Annotated in this window: 24 protein-coding genes and 2 pseudogenes; 9 read left to right on the forward strand and 17 right to left on the reverse strand. The window is 71.0% G+C overall.

Features of this window, described 5'->3' with window-relative positions:
• Positions 1-22: 22 nt before the first annotated feature.
• The 4 genes from ACTJJZ_RS07615 to ACTJJZ_RS07630 all read right to left on the reverse strand — a co-directional run bounded on the left by ACTJJZ_RS07615 (position 23) and on the right by ACTJJZ_RS07630 (position 4,165).
• Positions 23-997 carry an ROK family protein gene (locus tag ACTJJZ_RS07615; RefSeq protein ID WP_440720575.1) on the reverse strand — a complete coding sequence of 325 codons (975 nt, stop codon included), beginning with the start codon at positions 995-997 and terminating at the stop codon, positions 23-25.
• Entirely contained in the window at positions 994-1,920 is a 927-nt protein-coding gene (locus tag ACTJJZ_RS07620) for a carbohydrate ABC transporter permease (protein ID WP_440720576.1), read from the reverse strand. Before ACTJJZ_RS07620 ends, ACTJJZ_RS07615 begins: the two co-directional genes overlap by 4 nt.
• Positions 1,910-2,476 (reverse strand): carbohydrate ABC transporter permease, encoded by a 567-nt coding sequence (locus tag ACTJJZ_RS07625; RefSeq protein ID WP_440720577.1) that lies wholly within the window; start codon positions 2,474-2,476, stop codon positions 1,910-1,912. Before ACTJJZ_RS07625 ends, ACTJJZ_RS07620 begins: the two co-directional genes overlap by 11 nt.
• Before the next feature lie 429 nt (positions 2,477-2,905).
• Positions 2,906-4,165 (reverse strand): ABC transporter substrate-binding protein, encoded by a 1,260-nt coding sequence (locus ACTJJZ_RS07630; protein WP_440720578.1) that lies wholly within the window; start codon positions 4,163-4,165, stop codon positions 2,906-2,908.
• A 211-nt stretch (positions 4,166-4,376) separates the two neighbouring features.
• Between ACTJJZ_RS07630 and ACTJJZ_RS07635 the strand changes: the two are divergent.
• Together ACTJJZ_RS07635 and ACTJJZ_RS07640 are read left to right on the forward strand one after the other, a co-directional pair.
• Positions 4,377-4,511 (forward strand): annotated as a pseudogene (locus ACTJJZ_RS07635) (hypothetical protein); the annotation flags it as partial.
• Positions 4,512-4,551: 40 nt separating this feature from the next.
• Complete coding sequence (locus ACTJJZ_RS07640; RefSeq protein WP_440720579.1) at positions 4,552-5,523, forward strand: ROK family protein; 972 nt, start codon at positions 4,552-4,554, stop codon at positions 5,521-5,523.
• An 18-nt stretch (positions 5,524-5,541) separates the two neighbouring features.
• On the opposite strand, the gene ACTJJZ_RS07645 is transcribed toward ACTJJZ_RS07640, so the two are convergent.
• Genes ACTJJZ_RS07645 through ACTJJZ_RS07660 form a run of 4 tightly spaced genes read right to left on the reverse strand, consistent with a single transcriptional unit; the run spans position 5,542 to position 9,576 of the window.
• On the reverse strand, positions 5,542-6,810 hold the full coding sequence (locus ACTJJZ_RS07645; RefSeq protein WP_440720580.1) for an alpha-L-fucosidase: 1,269 nt from the start codon (positions 6,808-6,810) through the stop codon (positions 5,542-5,544).
• A 36-nt stretch (positions 6,811-6,846) separates the two neighbouring features.
• On the reverse strand, positions 6,847-7,266 hold the full coding sequence (locus ACTJJZ_RS07650; RefSeq protein ID WP_440720581.1) for an RbsD/FucU family protein: 420 nt from the start codon (positions 7,264-7,266) through the stop codon (positions 6,847-6,849).
• Between the two features lie 29 nt (positions 7,267-7,295).
• Entirely contained in the window at positions 7,296-8,276 is a 981-nt protein-coding gene (locus ACTJJZ_RS07655; RefSeq protein WP_440720582.1) for an aldo/keto reductase, read from the reverse strand.
• A complete protein-coding gene (locus ACTJJZ_RS07660) occupies positions 8,269-9,576 on the reverse strand; it encodes an enolase C-terminal domain-like protein (protein WP_440720583.1) in 1,308 nt (435 codons plus the stop codon). The genes ACTJJZ_RS07655 and ACTJJZ_RS07660 overlap by 8 nt, the downstream gene beginning before the upstream one ends.
• Positions 9,577-9,744: 168 nt before the next feature.
• Between ACTJJZ_RS07660 and ACTJJZ_RS07665 the strand changes: the two genes are divergently transcribed.
• On the forward strand, positions 9,745-10,605 hold the full coding sequence (locus tag ACTJJZ_RS07665) for a fumarylacetoacetate hydrolase family protein (RefSeq protein WP_440720584.1): 861 nt from the start codon (positions 9,745-9,747) through the stop codon (positions 10,603-10,605).
• Positions 10,606-10,634: 29 nt separating this feature from the next.
• Positions 10,635-11,390: an SDR family NAD(P)-dependent oxidoreductase gene (locus ACTJJZ_RS07670; protein ID WP_440720585.1), complete on the forward strand. Its 756-nt coding sequence runs from the start codon at positions 10,635-10,637 to the stop codon at positions 11,388-11,390.
• Positions 11,391-11,468: 78 nt separating this feature from the next.
• Here ACTJJZ_RS07670 and ACTJJZ_RS07675 read toward each other — a convergent pair whose 3' ends face one another.
• Positions 11,469-12,134 carry a FadR/GntR family transcriptional regulator gene (locus ACTJJZ_RS07675; protein WP_440720586.1) on the reverse strand — a complete coding sequence of 222 codons (666 nt, stop codon included), beginning with the start codon at positions 12,132-12,134 and terminating at the stop codon, positions 11,469-11,471.
• A gap of 74 nt (positions 12,135-12,208) precedes the next feature.
• Here ACTJJZ_RS07675 and ACTJJZ_RS07680 point away from each other — a divergent pair, with 74 nt between their 5' ends.
• The 4 genes from ACTJJZ_RS07680 to ACTJJZ_RS07695 all read left to right on the forward strand — a co-directional run bounded on the left by ACTJJZ_RS07680 (position 12,209) and on the right by ACTJJZ_RS07695 (position 16,933).
• Positions 12,209-13,081 (forward strand): amidohydrolase family protein, encoded by an 873-nt coding sequence (locus ACTJJZ_RS07680; protein WP_440720587.1) that lies wholly within the window; start codon positions 12,209-12,211, stop codon positions 13,079-13,081.
• A 139-nt stretch (positions 13,082-13,220) separates the two neighbouring features.
• Entirely contained in the window at positions 13,221-14,261 is a 1,041-nt protein-coding gene (locus ACTJJZ_RS07685; protein ID WP_440720588.1) for an iron ABC transporter substrate-binding protein, read from the forward strand.
• 57 nt (positions 14,262-14,318) lie between these two features.
• Complete coding sequence (locus tag ACTJJZ_RS07690; RefSeq protein WP_440720695.1) at positions 14,319-15,812, forward strand: ABC transporter permease; 1,494 nt, start codon at positions 14,319-14,321, stop codon at positions 15,810-15,812.
• On the forward strand, positions 15,809-16,933 hold the full coding sequence (locus ACTJJZ_RS07695) for an ABC transporter ATP-binding protein (RefSeq protein WP_440720589.1): 1,125 nt from the start codon (positions 15,809-15,811) through the stop codon (positions 16,931-16,933). Before ACTJJZ_RS07690 ends, ACTJJZ_RS07695 begins: the two co-directional genes overlap by 4 nt.
• Before the next feature lie 64 nt (positions 16,934-16,997).
• Here the strand turns inward: ACTJJZ_RS07695 and ilvC are convergent, their stop codons facing one another.
• The 7 genes and pseudogenes from ilvC to ACTJJZ_RS07730 form a co-directional block, all read right to left on the reverse strand.
• Positions 16,998-18,026 (reverse strand): ketol-acid reductoisomerase, encoded by a 1,029-nt coding sequence (ilvC, locus tag ACTJJZ_RS07700; protein WP_440720590.1) that lies wholly within the window; start codon positions 18,024-18,026, stop codon positions 16,998-17,000.
• Positions 18,027-18,069: 43 nt separating this feature from the next.
• Entirely contained in the window at positions 18,070-18,579 is a 510-nt protein-coding gene (gene ilvN, locus ACTJJZ_RS07705; protein WP_440720591.1) for an acetolactate synthase small subunit, read from the reverse strand.
• Between the two features lie 3 nt (positions 18,580-18,582).
• The gene (locus ACTJJZ_RS07710; RefSeq protein ID WP_440720592.1) at positions 18,583-20,385 is read right to left on the reverse strand and encodes an acetolactate synthase large subunit; all 1,803 of its coding nucleotides are present in this window, start codon (positions 20,383-20,385) and stop codon (positions 18,583-18,585) included.
• Positions 20,375-20,689 (reverse strand): annotated as a pseudogene (locus ACTJJZ_RS07715) (hypothetical protein); the annotation flags it as partial. The pseudogene ACTJJZ_RS07715 and the gene ACTJJZ_RS07710, both read right to left, overlap by 11 nt.
• A gap of 187 nt (positions 20,690-20,876) precedes the next feature.
• Positions 20,877-21,674, reverse strand: a complete 798-nt coding sequence (gene otsB / locus ACTJJZ_RS07720; RefSeq protein ID WP_440720593.1) for a trehalose-phosphatase — start codon at positions 21,672-21,674, stop codon at positions 20,877-20,879.
• Positions 21,671-23,089, reverse strand: a complete 1,419-nt coding sequence (locus ACTJJZ_RS07725) for an alpha,alpha-trehalose-phosphate synthase (UDP-forming) (RefSeq protein ID WP_440720594.1) — start codon at positions 23,087-23,089, stop codon at positions 21,671-21,673. The genes otsB and ACTJJZ_RS07725 overlap by 4 nt, the downstream gene beginning before the upstream one ends.
• 57 nt (positions 23,090-23,146) lie before the next feature.
• Positions 23,147-24,478, reverse strand: a complete 1,332-nt coding sequence (locus tag ACTJJZ_RS07730; protein ID WP_440720595.1) for an MFS transporter — start codon at positions 24,476-24,478, stop codon at positions 23,147-23,149.
• A gap of 147 nt (positions 24,479-24,625) precedes the next feature.
• On the opposite strand from ACTJJZ_RS07730, the gene ACTJJZ_RS07735 reads away from it, so the two are divergent.
• Positions 24,626-24,931, forward strand: coding sequence for a hypothetical protein (locus ACTJJZ_RS07735; protein ID WP_440720596.1), 306 nt, complete (start codon positions 24,626-24,628; stop codon positions 24,929-24,931).
• 67 nt (positions 24,932-24,998) lie between these two features.
• Here ACTJJZ_RS07735 and ACTJJZ_RS07740 read toward each other — a convergent pair whose 3' ends face one another.
• Complete coding sequence (locus tag ACTJJZ_RS07740; RefSeq protein WP_440720597.1) at positions 24,999-25,445, reverse strand: N-acetyltransferase family protein; 447 nt, start codon at positions 25,443-25,445, stop codon at positions 24,999-25,001.
• Positions 25,446-25,458: the final 13 nt, after the last annotated feature.

The raw sequence follows: 25,458 nt of genomic DNA on the forward strand, positions 1-25,458 counted from the left end.
ATCCTTCAGGCGGTGCGGGGGTTCAGACGGTGACGGGGGCGGGATCGGCGAGCCGTGCGGAGGCGAGCGCGGCGGCGCCTCGGGCGACGGCGTCGGCCGAGATCTCGGCGGGCACGATGCGCAGCGCGAACCCCGAGACCGGGGCGTCGGTGCGCAGGGTATCCAGAATGCCGGGTTCGAGCAGGTCCCAGGCCTCGCGCACCCCTCCGCCGATCACGACCATGCCGAGATCGAGCAGGGAGGAGGCGACGGAGGCGGCGAGCGCCGTCGCCCGCGCGGCATCCGTGAAGACGGCGAGCGCCGCGGACTCGCCGGCCCTGGCGCGATCGGCGATCTCCGGAGCCGAGGCGTCGGATCCGGTGGCCGCGTGGTACCGCCGCGTGATCGAGGTGCCGGAGGCGAGCGTCTCCAGGTGTCCGGTCTGCCCGCACGTGCACACCAGGTCGCCGAAGCCGGGCGTATGCCCGATCTCCCCCGCCGCGCCGTGCACGCCGTGGTGCACCGCGCCGTCGAGGGCGATCGCGCCGCCGACCCCGGTGCCCAGCATGATGCCGAGCACGTCGCTCTCCCCGCGGGCCGCGCCCCAGCGCAGCTCGCCGAGCAGGAACGCGTTCACGTCGTTCTCGACCCAGACGGGCGCGCCGAGGCGGCCCTCGAGCTCATCGGCGAGCGGGAATCCGCTCCAGTCCGTGAACGTGGCGGACGCCGCGACGACCACGCCGCGCTCCTGGTCGATCACGCCGGCGGCGCCGACGCCCACGCCGGCCAAGGACACGTCCAGCGCGTCACCCAGCCGGAGGACGAGATCCGCGGCGGCATCGGCCATCGCGGGGCCGCCGTCCGCGGCGGGCGCGCGCACGACGCCCTTCGCGAGGACCGCGCCGGACTCGTCGGTCAGCACGGCGGAGATCTTCGTCCCGCCGATGTCGATGCCCGCGATCACGGGCGCGCTCGTCTCCCGGTGCTCGCGGGCACCGGATCCTGTGTCGTGGTTCATCGCCCGCCGAGCCCCGCCATCGCGATGCCCTTGACCAGGTGCTTCTGCAGCACGATCACGAGGACCGTGGTCGGGACCATGGAGATGATCGCCGCCGCCATCTGCAGATCCCAGCGCGTGCCGGTGAGCCCGGAGAAGGTCGCAAGCCCCACCGGGAGCGTGCCGTGCGCGTTGTAGTCGACCGTCACGATCAGCGGCCACAGGTAGCTGTTCCAGAACGACAGGAAGGTGAAGACGGACAGCACCGCCACCGCGGACTTCGCGAGCGGCAGGATGATCTGCAGGAACGAGCGCACGGGACCGGCGCCGTCGACGCGGGCCGCCTCCTCGAGCTCGTACGGGATTCCGCGGAAGAACTGCCGCATGAGGAACGTGCCGAACGCGGTGAACGCGAACGGGAAGATCAGCGCCTGGTAGGTGTCCACCCAGTTCAGCCACTGCATGACCTGGAACATCGGGATGACCAGCACCTCGGCGGGGACCATGAGGGTCGCCAGGAACAGCACGAACACCGCGTCCCTGCCGCGCCAGCGCAGCCGGCCGAAGGCGTAGCCCGCGGTCGAGGAGACGATCAGCACGACGAGGGTTCCGGCGATCGCCACGAAGAACGAGTTGCCGATGTACGTGAGGAACGGGCCGTACGCGAACACGTCGGCGAAGTTCGACCAGCGGACCTCGGAGCCGACGAGCGTGGGCGGCATGGAGAACATCTCGTTGTTCGGCTTCAGTGCGGACAAGAACGAGTAGACCAATGGCGAGACGAAGACCAGCGCCGCGAGGTAGACGAAGACGTGGGCGATGATCAGGCGCGTCCGCTCGCCCGCCGACAGCGGCGCCTTGGTCCGCGTGCCGCGATCCTCGGCAGCGACCTCGACCGACTCGGCCGCCGCGGACAGGGCCGCCTGCTGCAGATCAGTGCTCATAGTGCACCCACTTCTTCTGCGCCCCGAACTGCAGCGCGGTGATGATGATGATGAGCGCGAACAGGATCCACGCGCCGGCGGCGGCGATGCCGAGATCCTGGAACTTGAAGCCCTGGTTGTAGATGAACTGGACCAGCGGCTGCGTCGCATTGCCGGGCCCGCCGCCGGTGAGCAGCTGCGGCTGGGCGAACACCTGCAGCGACGTGATCATGGTCATGATCGTCGCGAAGAAGATCGACGGCGAGATCATCGGGACGACGACGCTCCACTGCATCCGGAAGCCGGAGGCGCCATCGATCCTGGCTGCTTCGATGACCGACTCCGGCAGCTGCTCGAGGGCGGCGGAGAAGATCAGCATGTTGTAGCCGAGGCCCTGCCAGACGCTCATGATGATGACCATCGCCATGGCCCAGAACGGGTCGGCGAGGAAGTTCGGCAGCTTCATGCCGAACCAGCCCTGGGCGATCCCGTTGAAGAGGCCCTGCGGCTGCAGCATCATCTTCCACACCAGCACGCTCGCGACCATCGGCGTCACCACCGGGATGAAGAACAGCACGCGCAGCGCGCCGCGNGCCCCAGCGCCATCGCGAGCACCAGCGAGCAGACGATGCTCAGGGGGACGTACGCCACGGTGAAGACCGCCGTGTTGCGCATCGCCGGCCAGAAGTCAGGGCTCGCCGTGAACAGCTTGACGTAGTTGCCCACGCCGTTGAACGTCTTGTCGCCGAACGTCGGCCAGCTGTAGAAGCTCATCACGATGGAGAGCACGACCGGCACGACCGTGAACACGGCGAGACCGATCAGTGCGGGGCTCGCGAAGCCGAGCGCCTGACGACCCTCCGCGCGGGTGAGGGATCCGCGTCGGGGCGGAGCACCGCGCCGGCTCTGCGACGCGCGGCGGCGGGATGCGGCGATGGTCACCGTTCCTCCTTCTTCCAGGATGGTGTCCCGGTCCGGCGGACGGATCCGCCGGACCGGGAGAGGATCACTTGCCGAACTGCTGCTGCGCGCTCTTGAGCACGTCGGCCATGGGGGTCTGACCGTTGTAGACGCTCACCAGCTGCGGCTGGATGTAGGTTCCGACCTTCGACCAGTTGTCGGTGACGTACTGCCCCTGCACGTTCGCGAAGGCGGCCTTGAAGACCTTCTCGACCTGCGCGCGGTACTTCTCGTCGATCGACTGGAAGTACAGCGGCTGGCTCTCGGTGCGCGCCGGGTAGCTGCGGCCAGAGGACGCGATGTAGTCCTGCGAGTCCTTGCTGAGCAGGGATCCGAGCACCTTGAGCGCCGCGTCCTTGTTCTTGCAGGTCTTGGAGATCCCGTAGCCGGAGCCGAGGATGAGGCTCAGCGGCTTGCCGGACTCGGAGGGCAGCGGCGCCATGCCCGCGGTGAAGCCTGCCTCGTTCTTCAGGTAGCTGACGGCGTTCCAGGTGCCGTCGACCGCCATCGCGGCGTTGCCGTTGGAGTACTGGTCCTCGCCCCAGCCGCCGTCGGAGGCGCTGGCGACGGGCAGGGCGACCTTCTGGTCGGTCACGAGACCCGCGTACCAGGTCGCGGCGTCGGAGAACTTCTTGTCCGTGAGCTGCAGTTTGCCGTCCTGCGTGGCCGGCTGCACGCCCGCCTTCGCGATCGGCAGCGCCTGCCACTGGAAGTCGCCCATGCCGACGGCGAAGCCCTGCTTGCCGTCGCGGGTGGCCGCCTTCGCGGTCTTCTCGAAATCGTCGAACGTCCAGCCCGGCGTGGGGTCGGCGGCGCCGGCGGCCTTGAGCTGGTCGGCGTTGTAGTAGACGAGCATCGTGGCGGTGTCGAAGGGCAGGCCGTACAGGTCGCCCTTGTTCTTCAGGATCTCGGTGGTGCCCGCGGCGAAGTCGCCCTCCTTGAGCCCCGCGGTCTTCAGGTCGTCCGCGGTGAGCTTCTGGAAGCCCGCGGTGTAGCTGGACAGCATGCCGCTGTTCATGCCCGTGACGCAGGCCATGTTGCCGGAGGCCATGTTCGTGGTCAGCTTCGTGAAGAAGTCGTTCCACGGCGCGGTGCGCAGCTCGATCTTCAGATCGGGGTTCTGCTTCTTCGCGACGTCGATCTGCGCCTGCAGCGCCTTGGTGTCGTCGGCGGATCCCGCCCACATGTCCACGACGACGGTCTTGTCGTCGGCGCCGGTGCTGCTGCCCGAGCCGCCGCAGCCGGTCAGCACGAGCGCGGCGCCCACCGTGAACGCCGCCGCGGGGACGAGGTGAGTCTTCTTCATTGAAATGCCTCCTCAGGCACGAACAGATCCATGCTTCGTTTGAGATCGAACGAAGTAGTTCGGGGTTGTACTCTCATCCTGACAGAGCGATCCGGAAATGCCAAGCTGAACATCGGATGTCTGGGACAGATCGGGATGATTCCGCGATAAGTCCCCAGCCGTTACGGCACTGCCGCTAGAGTGTTCTTCATTCGACATCGAAGGAAGTGTCATGGCACGTTCGGCAGACCGGTCCCCCGACCGCCGCGAGCCCGCGGCGGTCGGCGACCACGCCCGGCAGATCGTCGAGCTGGTGACGCGCGGCGAGGCGCTGTCCCGTTCGGATCTCGCCCGCCTGCTCGGCATCGCGCCGTCCACGGTCTCCCTGCGTGTGCAGGAGCTCGTCGATGCCGGGATCCTGCGGGAGAACGGGCAGGCGCAGTCCTCCGGCGGACGCCGCGCCCGCCGCCTCTCGCTGGGCGGGACGCAGCGCCGTGTGCTNCGAGCACGCCCGACTCGGGCTGCTGGATCTCGGCGGTCAGCTGCACCGGACCGCGACGATCCCGATCACGATCGCCGACGGACCCGATGCGACGCTCGCCCTCGTCGAAGCGGGCCTGCGCGAGATCGCCGAGGGGACAGACATCCGAGCGGTGGGCATCGCACTGCCCGGCCCCGTCGACTTCGAGACGGGCAGCGTGGATCAGCCCTCGCGGATGCCCGGGTGGCCCGGATTCCGCGTCGGCGCGGCGCTCAGCGAACGCTTCGGCGTCCCCGCGGTCGTCGACAACGACGCGAACCTGATGGCGCTGGGCGAGCACCATCGCAGTCTCACCCGGGATCAGCACAGCATCACCGTCAAGGCCGGAACGGCGATCGGATCCGGGATCATCGTCGCCGGCTCCGTGCACCGCGGCGCCACCGCCGCGGCCGGGGACGTCACGCACACCCGCATCGCGGAGGCCGCGGACATCCCGTGCTCCTGCGGCAACCACGGCTGCCTGGAGACCATCGCGAGCGGCGCGGGGCTCGTCCGCCAGATGCGCGAGCGCGGCGTCGCCGTTTCCGGCGCCGCCGAGGTGCTGGAGCTCGCGCGCAACGGCGACCCGATCGCGACCACGCTCGTGCGCACGGCGGGCACGCACCTCGGCCAGGTGCTCTCGGGCGTGGTCAACTTCTTCAACCCGCACGCCGTGTTCCTCACCGGCAGCATGAGCGCGAGCGAGCCCTTCCTCGCCGCCGTGCGCAGCCGGGTGTACGAGGCCTGTCACCCGCTCGCCACCCAGACCCTGCGGATCGAGTCCGCCGGGACTGGACCGGATGCGGCGCTGTACGGCGCGGCCCGGCTGGCGATGGAGCTCGTCGACCCGGTCGCCTGAGCCGCGGGCCCGAACCGGTCAGGCGCCGGGCGTGAGGGTCAGCTCGATGACCGGGATCAGCACGTCGGGGCGCCGCACCGGCAGGTGCACGGTGAGGGTGCCCTCGGCCTGCCCCGCCGGCGTCATGAGATTCGCCTCCTGGTCCGGATCGGTGACCGACGTCTTCAGCCAGGATCCGTCGTTCAGCAGCCGCGCGTAGGTCACCCGATCGGCGAGCCCCTCGAGGTGCACGTGGCCGAGCGGCCAGGAGAACAGGTGCAAGTAGAGGCGGTCGCCGCGCCGCGTGTAGACGCCTTCGCGCGGCGCGGCGAAGGGGGCGTGGCCGGCGCCCACGATCGCCCCGCGGTGCAGCCGCATCCACTCGCCGAGCTCGGTGAGCACACGCTCGTCGCGCGGGGCGATGCTGCCCCGGCCGTCCGGCCCGACGTTGAGGAGCATGTTGCCGTCCATCGACACGGAGTCCGCGAGCATCTGCGCCAGCAGGACGGCGGACTTCTGGTCGTGGTTGTCGCGGTGGTAGCCCCACGAGCCGTTGATCGTCTGACACGCCTCCCAGACCTGGGGTACGCCGTCGACGACGATCGGCGCGGTCGGCTGGTACTGCTCCGGCGTGACGAAGTCGCCGGGGATCCCCAGACGGTCGTTCACGAGCATCTCGGGCTGCAGTTCGCGGCAGAGCGCGAGCAGTCCCTCCGCGTCCCAGTCCTCCGGCCCCTTGCCCGCCCAGCCGTCCTTCTCCTCGGGGGAGGTGAAGTCGAAGAAGAGATAGTCGATGTCGCCGTACCGCGTGAGGAGCTCGCGGACCTGCCCGTGCAGGTACGCACGGTACCGGCTCATGTCGCGCTGCGCGTTGCGGTCCCGTTCGGCCTCGTCGCCTCGCCGCGGGTGGTTGCCGTCGACGGTGAAGTCCGGGTGGTGCCAGTCGATCAGCGAATGGTAGAGCCCCACGCGCAGCCCCTCGGCGCGCAGCGCGTCCACGTACTCGCGGACGAGATCGCGGCCGCAGACCGCCACCGAGGTGTAGTCGGTGAGCGCCGAATCCCAGAGGCAGAACCCGTCGTGGTGCTTCGTCGTGAGCACGACGTAGCCCATGCCGGTGGCTTTGGCGCGGCGGGCGAGTGCGGTGGCGTCGAAGAGGTCGGGATCGAAATGGTCGACGTAGACCCGGTACTCCTCGGCCGTCAGGCGCTCGAAGTTCTGCACCCATTCGTGGCGTGCCGCGCCGCTGTAGGCGCCGAAGTGCACGAACATCCCGAATCGGGCCTCGTCGAACCACTGCTGTCGCATCTCTGCTCCTTCTCGATCCTGGGTGTGCGGTGCGGTTCAGGCGGACGGGTGTCCGACGACGCCCTTGCGCAGCAGGGCGTTGCCGTACGTGCGGGTCTCGCCGGTGCGCACGATCAGGTACGCGCCCTTCGCGACGTCGTAGTAGGCGAAGCGCTCCACGAAGCGCGTGCCGTGCTCGTCGGTGCCGGCGGCGCGCATGAGCTCGCGCTGCACGTCGAGCACGGCGCCGTCGGCCGAGGTCATGAGGTCCATGCCGGGCGCATCGTCGAGCGGCAGCACCGAACGGATCGCGGCGACGACGGCCGGCGTCGTCGTTCCGGGCAGGTCGACGACGCGCGCCCCGAGCGCCCACGCCGGGAAATGCGCGTCCGCCACGACGACCGCGTCGGAGTGGCCCATGCGATCGAGGTGCAGGAGCAGCTCGCCCGTGAGCAGGGGGTCGATTCCCTCGAGCATGTGGTTCCCTTTCGTCGTCCGGCCGGGTGTCAGGCCGGGATCAGCGCTTCGGACGCCAGTTCGCGCCAGAGATCCGCGGGGATGGCGAGCGCCGCGAGCTCGGCGTTCTGGCGGAGCTGCGCGGGGCGGCTGCCGCCGACGACGACCGACTCCACCGTGGCGGACTGCAGCGGGTACTGGATCGCGGCGGCCGGCAGCGGCACGTCGTGCGCCCGGCAGACGTCCGCGATGCGCACGAGCCGCTGCCAGAGCTCCTCGGGCAGCGTGCCGTACTCGTAGCGTCCGTCGCGGTGCGGTTCGCTCTGCGCGAGCAGCCCGGAATTGAACACCGAGGCGGCGACGATGCCCACGCCGCGCTCGGCGCAGGCCGGGATCACGTCGGCGGCGGCCGGCTGCTCCAGCAGGGTGTAGCGACCGGCGACCATGATCGTGTCGAGGTCGGCGGAGCGCACGGCGGCGGTGAGCGCGTCGGACGTCATGGATCCGATGCCGATCCGTCCGACCTCGCCCGCCGCTCGGAGCGACTCGAGCGCAGGGAACGCCTCGGCGAGCGCCAGCTCCAGATCGTGCCGCTCCGGGTCGTGCAGGTAGAGGATGTCGATGCGTTCGATGCCCAGGCGCTCGCGCGACTCGTCGAGGCTGGCGCGGATCCCCGCCTCCGAGAAGTCCCACGCGCGCTGCAGATCGTCCGGGACGAAGAAGTCGTTCGCCGTGTCGAGCCCGCCCGCGACGTGATCGGGGTTCGGTCGCAGGAGGCGCCCCGCCTTGGTGGAGAGGACGTATTCGTCCCGCGGCTTGGTCTGCAGGAACGCCCCGAGCCGTCGCTCCGAGAGCCCGAGTCCGTAGTGCGGGGCCGTGTCGTAGAGGCGGATCCCGCTCTCCCACGCGGCGTCCAGCACGGCCCAGGCCTCGTCGTCGGTGAGCGCGCGGAACAGGTTGCCGACGTTCGCGGCGCCGTAGCCCAGGGCCGGGATCGCGGGGCGGGCCGCGGTGTCGAAGGACTCAGACATGCGCGGCCGCCTCACGGTGCTCGCCGGTCCAGGTGAACTCGGCGCGGCTGGCCGCCTTCATCTCCATGCCGTTGCCCGGTGCGGTCGGAGCGGTGTAGGAGCCGCCGCGGATGTCGGTCGGCACCACGAAGTGCTCGTGCAGGTGATCCACGTACTCGATCATGCGCCCCTCGCGGCTGCCGGAGACGGCGACGAAGTCGAACATGGACAGGTGCTGCACCGCCTCGCACAGGCCGACGCCGCCGGCGTGCGGGCAGACCGGCACGCCGAATTTGGCGGCGAGCAGCAGATTCGCGATGTTCTCGTTCACACCCGCCACGCGCACCGCGTCGATCTGCATGACCTGGATCGCCTCGGCCTGCAGCAGCTGCTTGAAGATCACCCGGTTCTGCGCGTGCTCGCCGGTGGCGACGCGGATCGGGGCGACCCCGCGCGCGATCTCGGCGTGACCGAGCACGTCGTCGGGGCTCGTCGGCTCCTCGATCCACGCGGGATGGAACTCGGCCAGCGCGTTCACCCACGCGATCGCCTCGGACACCTCCCAGCGCTGGTTGGCGTCGATCGCGATCGGGAAGTCCGGGCCGCACACCTCGCGCGCCTTGCGGAACCGGCGGATGTCGTCCTCGAGATCGGCGCCGACTTTGAGTTTGATCTGGGTGAAGCCGTCGGCCAACGCCTGGAGGGCGAGGCGCTCGAGCTTCTCGTCCGAGTAGCCCAGCCAGCCGGGGCTCGTGGTGTAGCCCGGGTAGCCGGTGGCGAGCAGTTCGCGCTCCCGCTCCGCCCGCCCCGGTTCCGCCGCGCGCAGGATCCGCAGGGCGTCGTCGCGGGTGAGCGCGTTGCCGAGGTAGCGGAAGTCGACGAGGCCGGCGATCTCCTCCGGCGTCATCCGCGCGAGCAGCTGCCAGAGCGGGAGCCCGGCGCGCTTGGCCTTGATGTCCCACAGGGCGTTGATCACGGCGCCGATCGCCATGTGCATGACGCCCTTCTCCGGGCCGAGCCAGCGCAACTGCGAGTCGCCGATGATCTCCCGGAACGTGCCGCCCAGGTCGTCGAGCAGCGGCTCCAGCTCACGGCCGACGAGGTGCCCCGCAAGCGCATCGATGCCGGCGACCTGCACGTCGTTGCCGCGGCCGATCGTGAACACGAACGCGTGCCCGTCGACGCCGTCCGCGGCGTCGGTGCGCACGATCACGTACGCCGCGGAGTAGTCGGGATCGGGGTTCATCGCGTCCGAGCCGTCCAGGCTCAGCGAGGTGGGGAATCGGATGTCGCTGGTCTCCAGCGCGACGATGCGGCTCACGGTTCTCCTGTTCTGGGCGGGCCGTCGGGAGGCGCCACGCAGACGGCGGGGACGCTTCTCGACAGTTGGAGTGTAAACATCGGATGTCTATACTGTCAACGCGGGATGCATCCGCTCACATCGTTCCGGCGGCGGATCCACTCGTCCCCAGGAGAAGGCAGGAGAATCATGAAGTTCGCGCGTCTGGGCGACCCGGGATCCGAGATCCCGGTCGTCATCGCCGAAGACCGTACCTACGATCTTCGGGCCGTGACCTCCGATGTGAACGGCGACTTCCTCGCCGCAGACCCCGTGGCGCGCACCCGTGCCGCTCTCGATGCCGGCACCCTGCCGGAACTGGCCGACGCGGACGCGCTCCGCATCGGCGCGCCGATCGCGCGGCCCAGCGCCGTGATCTGCGTGGGGCAGAACTACGCCGCGCACGCCCGCGAGTCGGGGGCCGAGCCGCCCACGGTCCCGATCCTGTTCCTGAAGACCCCGAACACGGTCGTCGGCCCCGACGACGCGGTGACCATCCCCCGCGGCAGCCAGAAGACCGACTGGGAGGTGGAGCTCGGCGTCGTGATCGGCGCCCGCGCCGCCTACCTCGACTCCCCCGCCGATTCCGCCGCGCACATCGCCGGCTACGTGGTCTGCAACGACGTGTCGGAGCGCGCCTTCCAGATGGAGGTCTCCGGCGGGCAGTGGTCGAAGGGCAAGGCGGCGTTCGGGTTCAACCCGACCGGCCCGTGGCTGGTCACCCCGGACGAGGTCGAGGTGCAGAATCTGCGCCTGCGCAGCTTCGTGAACGGCGAGCCGCGCCAGGACTCGTCGACGAGCGACATGATCTTCCCGGTCGCCGAGATCGTGCACCACATCTCGCAGTACATCACCCTCGAGCCCGGCGACCTGATCCTCACCGGCACGCCGCAGGGCGTCGCATTCGGCGGGAAGTTCCCGTACCTGCGCGCCGGGGACGTCGTCGAGGTCGACATCGAGGGGCTGGGCGGCCAGCGTCAGGGGTTCACGGCATGGGAGGCACGGGCATGAATATTCGATCGGTCACTGAGCCTGTCGAAATGCAGGGATCGCAGGTGGAGGGGCTCGTCGCGATCGTCACGGGCGGCGCGTCCGGGATCGGCGCGGCCATCGCCGCGCAGCTGCACGGCCAGGGAGCGCAGGTCGCGGTGCTCGATCGCGATGTGACGAACGCGGATCCGCGCTTCGCGGCGTTCACCGCCGACGTCTCGGACCGCGCGAGCGTGGACGCCGCGGTCGCCGCGATCGGCGAGCGCTTCGGCCGCATCGACATCGTCGTGAACAACGCGGGCATCGGCGCGCAAGGCGACGTCGCCGCGAACGACGACGACGAGTGGGCGCGCGTGCTCTCGATCAACGTCACCGGCATCGCGCGCGTCTCGGCCGCGGCATTGCCGTGGCTGCGTCGCTCCCCCTCCGCCGCCATCTGCAACACCGCGTCGATCGCCTCGACCACGGGCCTGCCGCAGCGCGCGCTCTACTCGGCGTCGAAGGGGGCGGTCTCGGCGCTCACGCGCGCGATGGCCGCGGATCACCTCCGCGAGGGGATCCGCGTGAACGCGGTCAACCCCGGCACCGCCGACACGCCCTGGGTGAGCCGGCTGCTCGACTCCGCACCGGATCCCGAGGCCGAGCGCGCCGCACTGAACGCCCGCCAGCCGCACGGCCGCCTGGTCTCGCCGGACGAGGTCGCCGGTGCCGTGCTGTACCTCGTCAGTCCCGCATCCGGGTCCACCACCGGAACCTTCCTCGAGGTCGACGGCGGCATGGCGCAGCTGCGCCTGCGTCCGGAGTAGCCGCCACCGGGCCCGTGCGCGCCGGCCCAGACGCCCACGCCCGGCCGGGCGCAGGGCACGGGGCGGACGACCTGCGGCTCAGGCCTGGGCTGCCTGGCGCAGCCAGCGCTCGACGCCCGCGATGTGGGCGGTGGCGAGCGAGGTGGCGAGGGCCGGATCGCGCTGCGCGANCGCGCGGTGCTCCGAGAGCGTGCGCTCCACCGCGCCCTGCTCGGTGAGCCCGCGCCACACGCGGGCGCGGATGGTCTGGCTGGAGAGGCTCTCGATCAGGCCGGCCAGGTAGCCGTTGCCCGTCATCCGCACGATGTCCTGATGGAAGCGGACGTCGTGCGCGACCAGATCGTCGATCGAGACGCCCGCGTCGACTCCCGCGACCTCCTCCTGCAGCGCCGCGATGGCCTCGTCGTCGCCGTGCGTGGCGGCCAGACCCGTCGCCTGCGACTCGAGCATCCGCCGCACCGCGAACAGCTCGAGCAGCGAGTCGTCGTCGTGCATGTCGATCACGAAGCTGATCGCCTCGAGCAGCAGGTGCGGTTCGAGGCTGGTGACGTAGGTGCCGTCGCCGCGGCGCACGTCCAGCACCCGGATCACCTCGAGCGCCTTGACCGCCTCGCGCATCGAGTTGCGGCTCAGGCCGAGGCGCTCGGCGAGCTCCTTCTCCGGCGGCAGTCGATCCCCCGGGCCGAGCTCACCCGACACGATCATCGCCTTGATCTTCTCGATCGCCTCGTCGGTCACTGCCATGGCGTCATCCTAAGGTCTCCGCGGACATCGGATGTCTGTGGCGCGCGGCGACCCCGATGCGCGAGGATGGCAGGATGCGCGTCCTGGACTCCCATCTGCACCTGTGGGATCCGTCCCGCCTCGACTACGAGTGGCTCGACGGCGCCCTCGCCCGGCGCTTCGCCGACGCCGAGCTGGCGCAGGCGGCGATCGACGGCACGGAGCGCACGGCAGCGGTGTTCGTGCAGGCGGAGTGCGTCGAGGCCCAGTTCCTCGACGAGGTGCGCTGGGTCGCCGAGAGCGCGCCCCGTACCGGAGTCGTCGGCATCGTCGCCGGGGCGCGGCTCGACCGCGGTGCGGCCACGAGTGCGCAGGTCGCGGTGCTCGCCGGGATCGCCGAGGTGGTGGGCGTGCGGCACAATCTGCAGGACGAGCCCGACGGCACGGCGCTCAGCCCGGCGTTCCTCGACGGCGCCGCGGCCCTCGTCGGCCACGGGTTGCGGTTCGACGCCTGCGTGCGCGCGCACCAGCTGTCCGATGTCTCGGCGCTCGCCGGTGCGGTGCCGGAGCTGCCGATCGTGCTCGACCACCTCGGGAAGCCCGCCGTCGGCACGGCCTCGGAACCGTTGCGCCCCGCGGCCGCCTGGCGGAGGGATCTGCGGGAGCTGGCCGAGCATCCGCAGGCGTGCGTCAAGCTGTCCGGGCTGCCCGCGGAGGCCGGCGGGCAGTGGAGCGCCGCCCAGCTGCACCCGTTCCTGGACGAGGCGGCCGAGGCGTTCGGCGCCGACCGTCTGCTGTGGGGCAGCGACTGGCCCGTCTCGGCCGTCGGCGGGGAGCTCTCCCCCTGCTACCGGTCCGACAGCCGCAGCGCCTGGGCACGGGCCGTAGCGGACTGGGCCGTGCAGCGCGGCATCGACGCGGATGCCGTCCTCTGGCGCAACGCGGCGCGGTTCTACGGTCTCGCGTGACGCTTCCGACAAGGCGGTGAGGCGGCGCCGCGATGCGCGGCCGCCGTTCACAGGAAGATCATCAGGTTGGCGAGTGAGGCTTGCCTTACCTATCATGTGATGCGCGGCTTCCCGCGCCACCCCGTTCGAAGGACATCCTGTGCATCGTTCCCTCCGTCTGCTCTCCGCCGCGACCGCGGCCGCCGTCGCCGCCCTCGCGCTCGCCGCCTGCAGCTCCGCGAGCCCTTCGCCGTCGGGCAGTGCCGGCGCCGGTGACACCATCACGGTCTACAACGCGCAGCACGAGGAGCTCACGCAGTCCTGGATCGACGCGTTCACGAAGGCGACGGGCATCAAGGTACAGGTGCGCAACGGCGAGGATCCCGAGGTGGCCCAGCAGCTCATCCAGGAGGGGGACCGCTCCCCCGCCGACGTGTTCCTCACCGAGAACTCGCCGTCCATGTCGGCGGTCGAGAAGGCCGGCCTGCTCGGCTCCCCCGGAGCAGAGGCGCTGAAGAACGTGCCCGCCGAGTACCGGCCGTCCTCCGGCAAGTGGGTCGGGATCGCTGCCCGCTCCACGGTGCTCGCGTACAACAAGAGCAAGCTCACCGAGGCGCAGCTGCCGGCCTCGCTGATGGATCTCGCCGACCCGTCCTGGAAGGGCCGCTGGGCCGCCTCCCCGTCCGGCGCCGACTTCCAGGCGATCGTGTCCGCGCTCGTCCAGCTGAAGGGCGCAGACGCCGCGGAGAAGTGGCTGACCGCGATGAAGGCCAACTCGGTCGCGTACAAGGGCAACTCCACCGCGATGAAGGCCGTGAACGCCGGCGAGGTGGACTGCGCCGTGATCTACCACTACTACTGGTTCGGCGACCAGGCGCAGACCGGCGAGAACTCGAAGAACGTCGCGCTGCACTACTTCAAGAACCAGGATCCGGGCGCGTTCGTGTCGATCTCCGGCGGCGGGGTCCTGAAGTCCAGCAAGCACCAGGCCGCAGCACAGAAGTTCCTCGCCTTCGTCACCGGCGTCGAGGGGCAGAAGATCCTGCAGACCGGCACCTCCTTCGAGTACCCCGTCGGCTCCGGCGTCGCCGCCAACCCGAAGCTCGTCCCGCTCGAGGACCTGCAGGCGCCCACCGTCGATCCGGCTACGCTGAACTCGAAGCAGGTCACGGATCTGATGACCAAGGCCGGCCTGCTCTAGGACAGGACATCACCACCACAGCCGCTTCCCGACGGGCGNCCGCCCGTCGGCGTCGTCCTGGCAGCCGCGATCGTGGCGGCGCTGTCCCTGCTGCCGCTGCTGTTCGTGATCACGACGACCGTGCACATCGGCGCCGCGGACTCGATCGCGTTGATCTTCCGCCCGCGGGTGGGCGAGCTGCTGCTGAACACGGTCCTGCTGGTGGTGCTCACGGTGCCGCTGTGCGCGGTGCTCGGCGTCGGCGGGGCCTGGCTCGTGGAGCGCACCTCTCTCGCCGGTCACGGATTCTGGGGCGCGGTCCTCGCCATGCCGCTCGCGATCCCCGCGTTCGTGAACTCGTACGCCTGGGTCTCCGCGATCCCGTCCCTCGCGGGCCTCGGCTCGGGCGTGCTGCTCGCGACGCTGTCGTACTTCCCCCTCGTCTATCTGCCCGTGCGCGCGGCGCTGGCCCGGCTCGACCCGGCGCTCGAGCAGGCGGCCGCGAGCCTCGGCCGGGGACCGGTGCGGGTGTTCTTCGGCACGGTGCTGCCGCAGCTGCGTCTCGCCCTGCTCGGCGGGGCGCTGCTGGTCGGGCTGCATCTGCTCAGCGAGTACGGCGCGTTCGCGCTGGTGCGCTTCGACACGTTCACGACGGCGATCATGGACCAGTACCGGTCCACCTTCAACGGCTCGGCGGGGAGCATGCTGGCCGGTGTGCTGACGCTGCTCTGCCTCGTGCTGCTGGTCGCGGAGAGCCGCGCGCGCGGGCGCGCCCGTTACGCCAGGGTCGGATCCGGCACCCCGGCTCCGCCGCGCCGCGTGAAGCTGCGCGGCTGGCAGGCCCCCGCGCAGCTCGTCCTCGCCGGGCTGGCGGCGCTCTCCCTCGGCGTGCCCGCGGTCGTGATCGGCGGCTGGCTGGGCTACGGCGGCGGTCGCGTGTGGCAGGCGCCCGAGCTCCTGCCCTCGCTCCTGCAGACCCTCGGGCTGGCGCTCGGCGGCGGCGCGGTCACGGTGCTCGCGGCGTTCCCGCTCGCCTGGCTCGCGGTGCGCCATCCCGGTCCGCTCAGCCGGATCCTCGAGCGCACCAACTACGTCACCAGCTCGATGCCGGGGATCGTGCTGGCGCTCGCGCTCGTCACGATCTCGCTGGGCTTCCTGCCGGCGATCTACCAGAGCGTGGTGCTGCTGCTGATCGCGTACGCGCTGCTGTTCCTGCCGCGCGCCCTCGTGCCGCTGCAGGCCGGGATCGCGCTCGCCCCGCCCAACCTCGAGGAAGCTGCGCAGGCGCTGGGACGGCCGCCGCTGCGCGCGTTCGCGGGCGTCACGCTCCGCCTCGTCGCCCCGGCCACCGCTGCGGCGCTCGCGATGGTGTTCCTCGCGGTCGCCGGGGAGCTCACCGCCACTCTGCTGCTCTCCCCGATCGGGGTGAGCACCCTGGCCACCCGGTTCTGGTCGCTGTCCACCGAGATCGACTTCGCCGGGGCCGCGCCGTACGCGCTGCTGCTGATCGTGCTGTCCGCGCCGATGACCTACCTCCTGTTCCGCCAATCCACGAAGGCGGTGGCTCGATGACCGCGCACAACCTGGGCTCCTCCGGTGCCGCACCCGCGGCGGGCACCGGGCCGCTTCCGACCGCGCATCTGCGGGTGTCCGGCGTCACCGCCTCCTACGGCGGACGCGAAGTGCTGCACGGCGTCGACCTCGCGGTGCAGCGCGGCGGCATCACGGCGGTGGTCGGAGCGTCAGGATCCGGGAAGACCACGCTGCTGCGGGTGATCGCCGGATTCACCAGGCCGGACGCCGGCGAGGTCGCGCTCGGAGCCACCAGGGTCGCCGGCGAGGGCGCCTGGGTGCCGGTGCACCGCCGCGGCATCGGCTACGTCACGCAGGACGGCGGACTGTTCCCGCACCTCTCCGTGGAGCGCAACATCGCCTTCGGTCTGGAGCAGCTGGACCGGCGCGCCCGCCGGGCCCGCGTCGCCGAGCTGCTCGACCTCGTCGCGCTGCCCAGGGACGTCGCCGAGCGCCGCCCGGACCAGCTCTCCGGCGGGCAGCAGCAGCGCGTCGGGATCGCCAGGGCGCTCGCGCGCAGACCCGAGCTGATGCTGCTGGACGAGCCGTTCTCGGCGCTGGACACCGGACTGCGCGCGGCGACCAGGGACGCCGTGGCCTCGATCCTCACCGACGCCGGCACGACGACCGTGCTCGTCACACACGATCAATCCGAGGCGCTCAGCTTCTCGGATCAGGTCGCCGTCATGCGCGACGGCCGGCTCGTGCAGACCGGCCACCCGTTCGTCGTGTACACCCGCCCGGTCGATCGGGAGGTCGCGGAGTTCCTCGGCGAGGCGATCGTGCTGGACGCGTGGCTGGACGGGTCCCTCGCATCCTGCGCGCTCGGCTACGTGCCCGTGCGCAACCCGCCGGCGCAGGGCCGGGTGCAGCTGATGCTGCGTCCGGAGCAGGTGCGGATCGTGGCCGATTCGCCGATCCGCGCCACGGTGCAGGGCGGCGTCTACTCGGGTGCGGAGACGTCGGTCCGGATCCGGCTGGAGCCGCGCCCCGACTCCGACCCGCGCCTGCCCGCCGAGCCCCCGGCGATCACGATCCGGCACTGGAACGCGGCCCTCGCACGGCACGGGCAGAGGATCGCGCTCCGCGTCGTCGGCGAGGGAGTCGCCTTCCCGGCGTGAGATCCGGCCGGAAAGCGAGAACGGGCGCCCCCGAAGGGACGCCCGTTCTCCGTGCCGCGACGGATCAGCGTGCGGCCGAGCCCTCGACGTAGTCCTCGTCGGTCTGCTTCCACGCGAACAGAGCGCGCAGCTCCTTGCCGGTGGCCTCGATCGGGTGCCCCTGCTCCTTCTCGCGCAGGGCGAGGAACTCGACGGCGCCGTTGTCCTGGTCCTCGATGAAGCGCTTCGCGAACGCACCGGACTGGATGTCCGCGAGGACGTCCTGCATGCGCTGCTTGACACCCGCGTCGATGATGCGCGGGCCCGAGACGTAATCGCCGAACTCGGCGGTGTCGGAGATCGACCAGCGCTGCTTGGCGATGCCGCCCTCCCACATCAGGTCGACGATGAGCTTGAGCTCGTGCAGCACCTCGAAGTAGGCGATCTGCGGCTGGTAGCCCGCCTCGGTGAGGGTCTCGAAGCCGGCCTGCACGAGGTGGCTCATGCCACCGCAGAGCACGGCCTGCTCGCCGAACAGGTCGGTCTCGGTCTCCTCGGTGAAGGTCGTCTTGATGACGCCGGCACGCGTGCCGCCGATCGCCTTCGCGTACGAGAGCGCAGTCGCCCAGGCGGTGCCGGAGGCGTCCTTCTCGACGGCGATGATGTCCGGGATGCCGCGGCCGGCGACGAACTCGCGACGCACGGTGTGGCCGGGGGCCTTCGGGGCGATCAGGATCACGTCGACGCCCTCGGGCGCGTCGATGTAGCCGAAGCGGATGTTGAAGCCGTGCGCGAAGGCGAGAGTCTTGCCCGCGGTCAGGTTCGGCGCGATCGACTCGCGGTAGATGCCGCGCTGGTGCTGGTCCGGCGCGAGGATCATGATCAGGTCGGCCCACTGCGTGGCGTCGGCGACGGTCTTGACCGCGAAGCCGGCCTCCTCGGCCTTGGCGATCGAACGCGAGCCCTCCTTGAGGGCGATCGCGACCTCGACGCCGCTGTCGCGCAGGTTCATCGCGTGGGCGTGGCCCTGCGAGCCGTAGCCGACGATGGCGACCTTCTTGTTCTGGATGATCGACAGATCGGCGTCGGCGTCGTAGAAGATCTCGGTGCTCACTGTTTTGTCTCTCCTTGTTGAGGGGTTCTTGAAGTTCGGGGGATCAGCCGCGCAGCACGCGCTCGGTGATGCTCTTGCCGCCGCGGCCGATCGCGAGCAGACCCGACTGGGCGAGCTCCTTGATCCCGAACGGCTCGAGGGCCTTGAGCAGCGCCTCGACCTTGCCCTTGTCGCCGGTGACCTCGACGACCAGCGCCTCCGGCGCATAGTCGACCACCGAGGCGCGGAAGAGGCTGACGACCTCGAGCACGTTCGAGCGGCTGTTGTTGTCTGTGCGCACCTTGATGAGCATGTGCTCGCGCTGCACGGACGCGCTCTGCTCCAGCTCGACGATCTTGATGACGTTGATGAGCTTGTTCAGCTGCTTGGTCACCTGCTCGAGCGGGAACTCCTCGACGTCGACGACGACCGTGATCCGGGAGATGCCCGGCACCTCGGTCACGCCGACCGCGAGGGACTCGATGTTGAAGCCGCGCCGGGCGAACAGGCCCGCGACGCGGGTCAGCAGACCGGGGGTGTCCTCCACCAGGAGGCTCAGCACATGCGTGGACATGGATCAGTCCTCCTCGTCGAAGGCGGGCGCGTGGTCGCGCGCGTACTGGATGTAGCTGTTGCTGACGCCCTGCGGCACCATCGGCCAGACCATGGCGTCGGCGCTCACGACGAAGTCGATCACGACGGGGCGGTCGTTGGTCTCGAGCGCGAGCTTGATCGCGGCGTCGATCTCCTCCTCCTTCTCCACGCGGATCGCGAGGCAGCCGTACGCCTCCGCGAGCTTGACGAAGTCGGGGATCCGGATCGTGCCGTGCCCGGTGTTCAGGTCGGTGTTGGAGTGCCGGCCCTCGTAGAACAGGGTCTGCCACTGCCGCACCATGCCGAGGGAGGAGTTGTTGATGATCGCGACCTTGATCGGGATCTCGTTGATGACGCAGGTGGCGAGCTCCTGGTTGGTCATCTGGAAGCAGCCGTCGCCGTCGATCGCCCACACCACCCGCTCAGGCTCGGCGACCTTGGCGCCCATGGCCGCGGGGACCGCGTAGCCCATGGTGCCGGCGCCCCCGGAGTTCAGCCAGGAGTTCGGGCGCTCGTACTTGATGAACTGCGCCGCCCACATCTGGTGCTGTCCCACGCCGGCCGCGTACACGGCCTCCGGCCCGGTGAGCTCGCCGATGCGCTGGATCACGTGCTGCGGGGAGAGCAGTCCGTCGTCCGGCTCCGCGTAGCCGAGCGGGAACTCGGCGCGCAGCCCGTCCAGGTACGCCCACCACTCCTCGATGTCGCCCTTCGCGCCGCCGGTGAGGCCGCGGAACGCGGTCTCCAGGTCGACGAGGACCTCGCGCACGCCGCCCACGATCGGCACGTCCGCGGTGCGGATCTTCGAGATCTCGGCCGGGTCGATGTCGACGTGCACGACCTTGGCGTCCGGGGCGAACAGCTCCGCCTTGCCGGTGACCCGGTCGTCGAAGCGGGTGCCGAGGGCGATCAGCAGATCGGCCTCCTGCAGCGCCAGGACGGCCGGCACCGTGCCGTGCATGCCGGGCATGCCGACGTGCTGCGGGTGCGAGTCGGGGAAGGCGCCGCGCGCCATCAGCGTGGTCACCACGGGCGCTCCGGTGAGCTCGGCGAACGCGAGCAGCTCGGCGGACGCGCGCCCGCGGATCACGCCGCCGCCTACGTACAGCACCGGCTTCTTCGCCTCGGCCAGCAGCGTGGCCGCCGCCTGGATCTGCTTGCCGTGCGCCTTCGTCACCGGGCGGTAGCCGGGCAGGTCGTACTTCGGCGGCCAGATGAACGGCGCGGTGGCCTGCTGCGCGTCCTTGGTGATGTCCACGAGCACCGGGCCTGGGCGGCCGGTGCCGGCGATCTCGAAGGCCGCGGCGAGCGCGCCGGGGATCTCGGCGGGGTCCTTGACCAGGATCGAGTGCTTGGTCACCGGCATCGTGATGCCGACGATGTCCGCCTCCTGGAACGCATCCGTGCCCATCAGCCGGGAGAACACCTGGCCGGTGATCGCCACGATCGGGATCGAGTCCATGTAGGCGTCGGCGATCGCGGTGACCAGGTTGGTCGCGCCGGGGCCGGAGGTGGCGATCGTCACGCCGACCTTGCCGGACGCGGTGGCGTAGCCCTCGGCGGCATGCCCGCCGCCCTGCTCGTGCCGCACCAGGATGTGGCGGAGCTCGGTCGAGCTCAGCAGCGGGTCGTAGACCTCCATGATCGCGCCGCCGGGGATCCCGAAGACGTCGGTGACCCCGAGGAGCTCGAGGGAGCGCACGACGGCCTGCGCACCCGTGAGAACGGGTGCGGTCGCCGGGCGGGCGGGCGGACGCGGGACGGCTGGAGCGGTGTCAGCGGTCATGAAGGTTCCTTGCGGTGATGGACGATCGGCGGGGCAGCACCCCGTCGCGGAGGACAGTCCGGCCGGCAGGGCCGTGCACGGGCCTCGCGGGTCGGAGATGCTGGGCTGGAACGCCTCGGGTGCAGCGCGGAGAGATCGGCTCGGCGCGTCGGGAACGCCCTCGACGGCGGGAGCCCGGCTCTGGCTCATCGACGAGTGGGTCGAGAGCGCGAGCCGCGATATCGACCCGAATCAGATCACCATCGCGCCCGGCGGCCTGGACGACGGCCGGAGCTCTGCGTCCGATCCGGGATCCGGTTGTGCCGATCACCGCTCGAACGTGCATCCAGCCTAACGCATGATCCGGGGCGCCCGAGTCAGGGCGGGCACCGTGCCCGACGGCCGCGCGCGCGAAGGCCGGACGGTCGGATCCGTGCAGCGCGCGCATGGAAGCAGTCTATTGCCCGGCGTCGGACGATCCGCGCGCGTCGCCCGGGCGGATCCGCAGGGCCTCAGCCCTGCGTCCGGCGCTCGGCGCGGAGATCCGCGAGAGCCGCGAGCAGGGCGGCGAACGCGTCCGGATCCGGCACGCGAAGGGTCGCGGCGGTCTCCCCCGGCCCGATCCGCACGCCGAGGTCATCGCCGACGAGGGTGCGCATGCCGTCCTCGTCGGTGACATCGTCGCCGGCGAACAGCACCGCCGAGGCGTTCACGTGCTCGCGCAGCCGCTTCAGCGCGACGTCCTTGCCCTCGGAGCGCCAGGAGTACTCGCGCAGGTGATGTCCGGTGCGGCGCCGCCAGGACGGGATCCGCTCAGGCGCCCACTTCTCCACGCGGACGAAGGCGAGCTCCTCCTGCCCAGGGGCGGCGGTGCGCGTGTGCACGCCGAAGCCGAACGTCTTCGGCTCGTACACGACGCCGTCGAGGTCGGCGATCAGCGAGCGCAGCTCGGAGATCACCTCCGCGCGGTCCGCGGGCTCCGTGGAGAGGTCGGTCTCCTCGCCGGTGTCGGGGAACCAGAACTGGGCTCCGTGGGATCCGGCGAGGAGCACGGACGACGCACCGTCGTGCTCGGTGATCTCCTGCAGGTCGTGCAGGCTGCGGCCGGAGACGTACGCGACGAACGTGTCGGGCAGCGCGGCGAGCCGGTCGACCGCCTGCACTGCGGCCGGCAGCGCCCGCGCGGTCATCGGATCGGCCACGTGCGGGGACACCGTGCCGTCGAAGTCGAGGGCGATCAGCAGCCGGGGGGCGTCGGCGAGGGCGTCGAGCGCCTCGTCCTCGGCGCCGGGGGTCCAGTCTCGGGTCATCGGGTCCTCCGCACATCGTCGAGCGCCGCGAGGAAGTCCCGCGACCAGTCGTTCACGTCGTTCTCGAGCACGCGCTTGCGCAGCGCGCGCATGCGCCGGGTCTGCTCGCGCGGGGGCATCTCCACGGCCTGCATGATCGCGTCCTTGAGCCCCTCGATGTCGTGCGGGTTCACCAGCACCGCCTGGCGAAGCTCGTCGGCTGCGCCGGTGAACTCGCTGAGCACGAGCACGCCGCGGTGGTCGCTGCGGGTGGCGACGTACTCCTTCGCGACGAGGTTCATGCCGTCCCGCAGCGCGGTGACCAGCATCGCGTCGGCGGCGAGGTAGAGCGCGACCATCTCCTCGCGCGGGAAGCCCTGATGCAGGTAGCGGATCGCGGTGTGCTCGACGGTGTCGTGATCGCCGTTGATCCGCGCGACCGCCAGCTCGATCTCGTCGCGCAGCTGCGCATACGCGTCGACGCGCTCGCGGCTCGGGCTCGCGACCTGGACCAGGGTGACCTCCTCGACGGAGAGCCGGCCGGCGTCGAGCAGCTCGCCGAACGCCTTGATCCGGTGGCCGATCCCCTTGGTGTAGTCGAGGCGGTCGACGCCGAGGAGGATCTTCTTCGGGTTGCCGAGGCCCTCCCGGATCTCCGCGGCCCGCGCGCGCACGTCGGGCCGCGCGGCGAGCTCGGTGTACGGGACGGTGTCGATCGAGATCGGGAAGGCGCGGGCGGTGACGACGCGGGGGCCTCCGTACGGCACGACGACCGAGGAGCCCTTGACCTCGAGGCGCAGCCGGCGCCGTACCGCGGTGAGGAAGTTGGTGGCGTCCTGGGCTCGCTGGAACCCGACCACATCGGCGCCGAGCAGGCCCTGCAGCACCTGATCCCGCCAGGGCAGCTGCGCGTACAGCCCGTGCGCCGGGAACGGGATGTGGTGGAAGTAGCCGATCGTGAGGTCGGGGCGCAACTCGCGCAGGAACGCGGGCACGAGCTGGAGCTGGTAGTCGTGCACCCAGACCGTGCCGTCCTTCGCGGTGGCCTCGGCGGCGCGCTCTGCGAATCGCCGGTTCACCCGCACGTAGGCGTCCCACCACTCGCGGTGGTACTGCGGCGAGGAGATGACGTCGTGGTAGAGCGGCCAGATGGTGTCGTTCGAGAAGCCCTCGTAGTACTCCTCGACGTCCTGGGCCGAGAGCGTGACCGGAAGCAGCCGGATGCCGTCGGCGCTGAACGGCGCCTGTTCCACGTCGGGCTGGCCGGCCCAGCCGACCCACGCGCCGTCGGCGGACTGCATGACGGGCTCCAGCGCGGCGACCAGACCGCCGGGCGAGCGCCGCCAGATCTCCTCGCCGTCGGGACCCTGCACGCGGTCGACGGGCAGCCGGTTGGCGACGATGACGAAGGACGCGGACGATGAAGCTGCGGACATGGGGTGCTCCTCACTGCAGCGGGATGGCCTCTCCAGGCTAACCAACCGGACGCCGGACTAAGCCACCGAGTCGGCCTGCGGAGCCGGCTGCGACGCTCCCGCCGGGTTCGGGCCGCGCCCCGGCTGAGACGCGCGCCCCGGCTGAGCCGCGTGCGCACGGCGCCGCCCGGCGAGCGCCAGCAGCGCGTCGCCGATCCCGGCGAGCAGCACGAACCCGGCGGCGAGCACCGGCAGCACGAGCGCGCTCTGCGCGCCGGCCGACTCCGAGACCTGACCGGTGACCACGGAGCCGATCGCCTGCCCCACGATCAGCGCGGATCCGAGCATCGTCATCACGGTCGCGGAGCGGTCGACCGGACCGAAGACGGTACCCAGGCTGAACTGGGTGACCAGGGTCGGCCCGATGCCGAAGCCCATGAGCGTGAGCGCGATGAGCATCGCGCTCACGTCGCCCACCGACAGCAGCAGCAGGCTGGCGCCGAAGAGCAGGCCGGCGAACACCAGCCAGCGGGCGGGCAGCGGGAACCGCGCGGGCAGGAACGCCACGCCGAGGGCCAAGATCGCAGATCCGACGCCCATCGCGCCGTACAGCAGGCCCGCCTCCTCGGGGCGTCCGCGCTCCGTCATGAACGCGGTCAGCGCGGTGAGCACCGCGCCGAAGAACAGCCCCACGCCGAACATGCCGGCCACCACGACGAGCAGCCGCGGCCGGAGCAGCGCGGAGGCCTTCGAGGCGGCGCGCCCGTCGGCTCCGCGCTGCACGGACACGTGCGCGGCGCTCGGGTGCAGCGCGAACGCGCCGACGAACACGACGATCAGCGCCGCAGCGACCGCGAGCGGCACCCACGGGGCGATCGTCGTCGCGAGCACGCCGACCAGGAACGGCCCGAACACGAAGACGGTCTCGTCCGCCGCCGATTCGTAGGCCATCGTCGCGGAGGTGGTCCTCGCACGGCGCCCGGCCGGGATCCGCTCGGCGACGATCGTGACCAGACGCGAGCGGGACATCGGCGAGACCTGCGGCGCGGTCGCGCCGATCGCGAAGGCGCTGAGCAGCACGAACGGCTCCGCGGCCGGCGAGTAGACGACGAGGGCGAACGCGATCAGGGCGGCCGCGTTCGCGACCGCCAGGGTCCCGAGGACGGCGCGCTGACCGTAGCGATCCGCGGCGGCGCCCAGCAGCGGTCCGAAGCAGGCGGTGCCGATGCCGACGGACGCGGGGGTGAGCCCGCCCAGCGACAGGGACTCACGGGCGGCGACCGCGAGGGTCAGGGTGCCGACGACCATCATCGCGAACGGCAGGCGCGCGACGAACGCGATCAGGAAGTACGGGAGCCCGGCGAGCCGGAAGAGGGTGGGCGCGGGGACGGAGGGCGGGGCCGGGGTCATGGCGGATCGACTCACGATTCTGCCGCGTGCACGGACGCGGTCCGGGTGCCGCCGCTGTCCGCCGGGGAGCCGGCGGCCGGTTGTTGCACAGCTGGTGCCTCCAGTCTAGATCGTTGCCGTTTCTCCTCGCTCGGGTACCGTGGACGCATGCGCAACTACGTCTTCGCCAGCGGCCTGTTCAGCGCTGTCTCCAGCGGCATCGCGCTCCTGCGCGGCACGCGCGACGCCCCGATCACGTGGCGGGCGGTGCTCGCCTGGCTGAGCTGGGGCATCACGATCGCGCTCGCGGTCGGCGCGATCGTCGACATGCGCAAGGACGAGCGCGGTGAGATCGTCTCCTACGACTCCCCCGTCGCGCCGACGCAGATGAAGCGCGCGAAGAAGACGCTGAAGGCCGAGGAGAAGGCGCTCAAGGCGCAGGAGAAGGCCGTGCGGGGGACGCGCAAGGCCTGACCCGGGGCCCCGGGAACCGGCCTGCCGGATCCGTCTCCGTCCAGCCCGAACTCCCGTCCAGCCCGATTCAGTCCAGCCCGATCTCGTAGTGCAGGAAGCCGGTGCGCTTCGCCACCCGGTCGTAGAGCGCCCGTGCCGTCGCGTTGCCCTCCTGCGTCAGCCAGTACACCTTGCCGCTGCCGCACTCCCGTGCCGCCTCGGCGACCTGCGCGATGAGCGCGCGGCCGACGCCTCCGCCGCGCACGTCCGGATCCACGAACAGATCCTCGAGATAGGTGTAACCGCTCTTCGACCACGTCGCGGGGTGCTCGAGCCAGTGCACGAACCCGATCGCCTGCCCCGCCTCGTCCCGCGCCAGCGCGGCATGCATCGGCACCGCCGGGTCCAGGAAGCGGGCGAAGGTCGTGTCCGTCACGTCGTCCGCCACCGTGGACTCGTAGAACTCGATGTAGGCCGCCCACAGGGGCTGCCAGTCGTCGCGGTCATCGGCGGTCAGCGGGTGGATGGTCGTCATCCGGCGATCCTAT

This window comes from Microbacterium sp. 22242, assembly GCF_052045495.1.
Classification (GTDB): Bacteria; Actinomycetota; Actinomycetes; order Actinomycetales; family Microbacteriaceae; genus Microbacterium.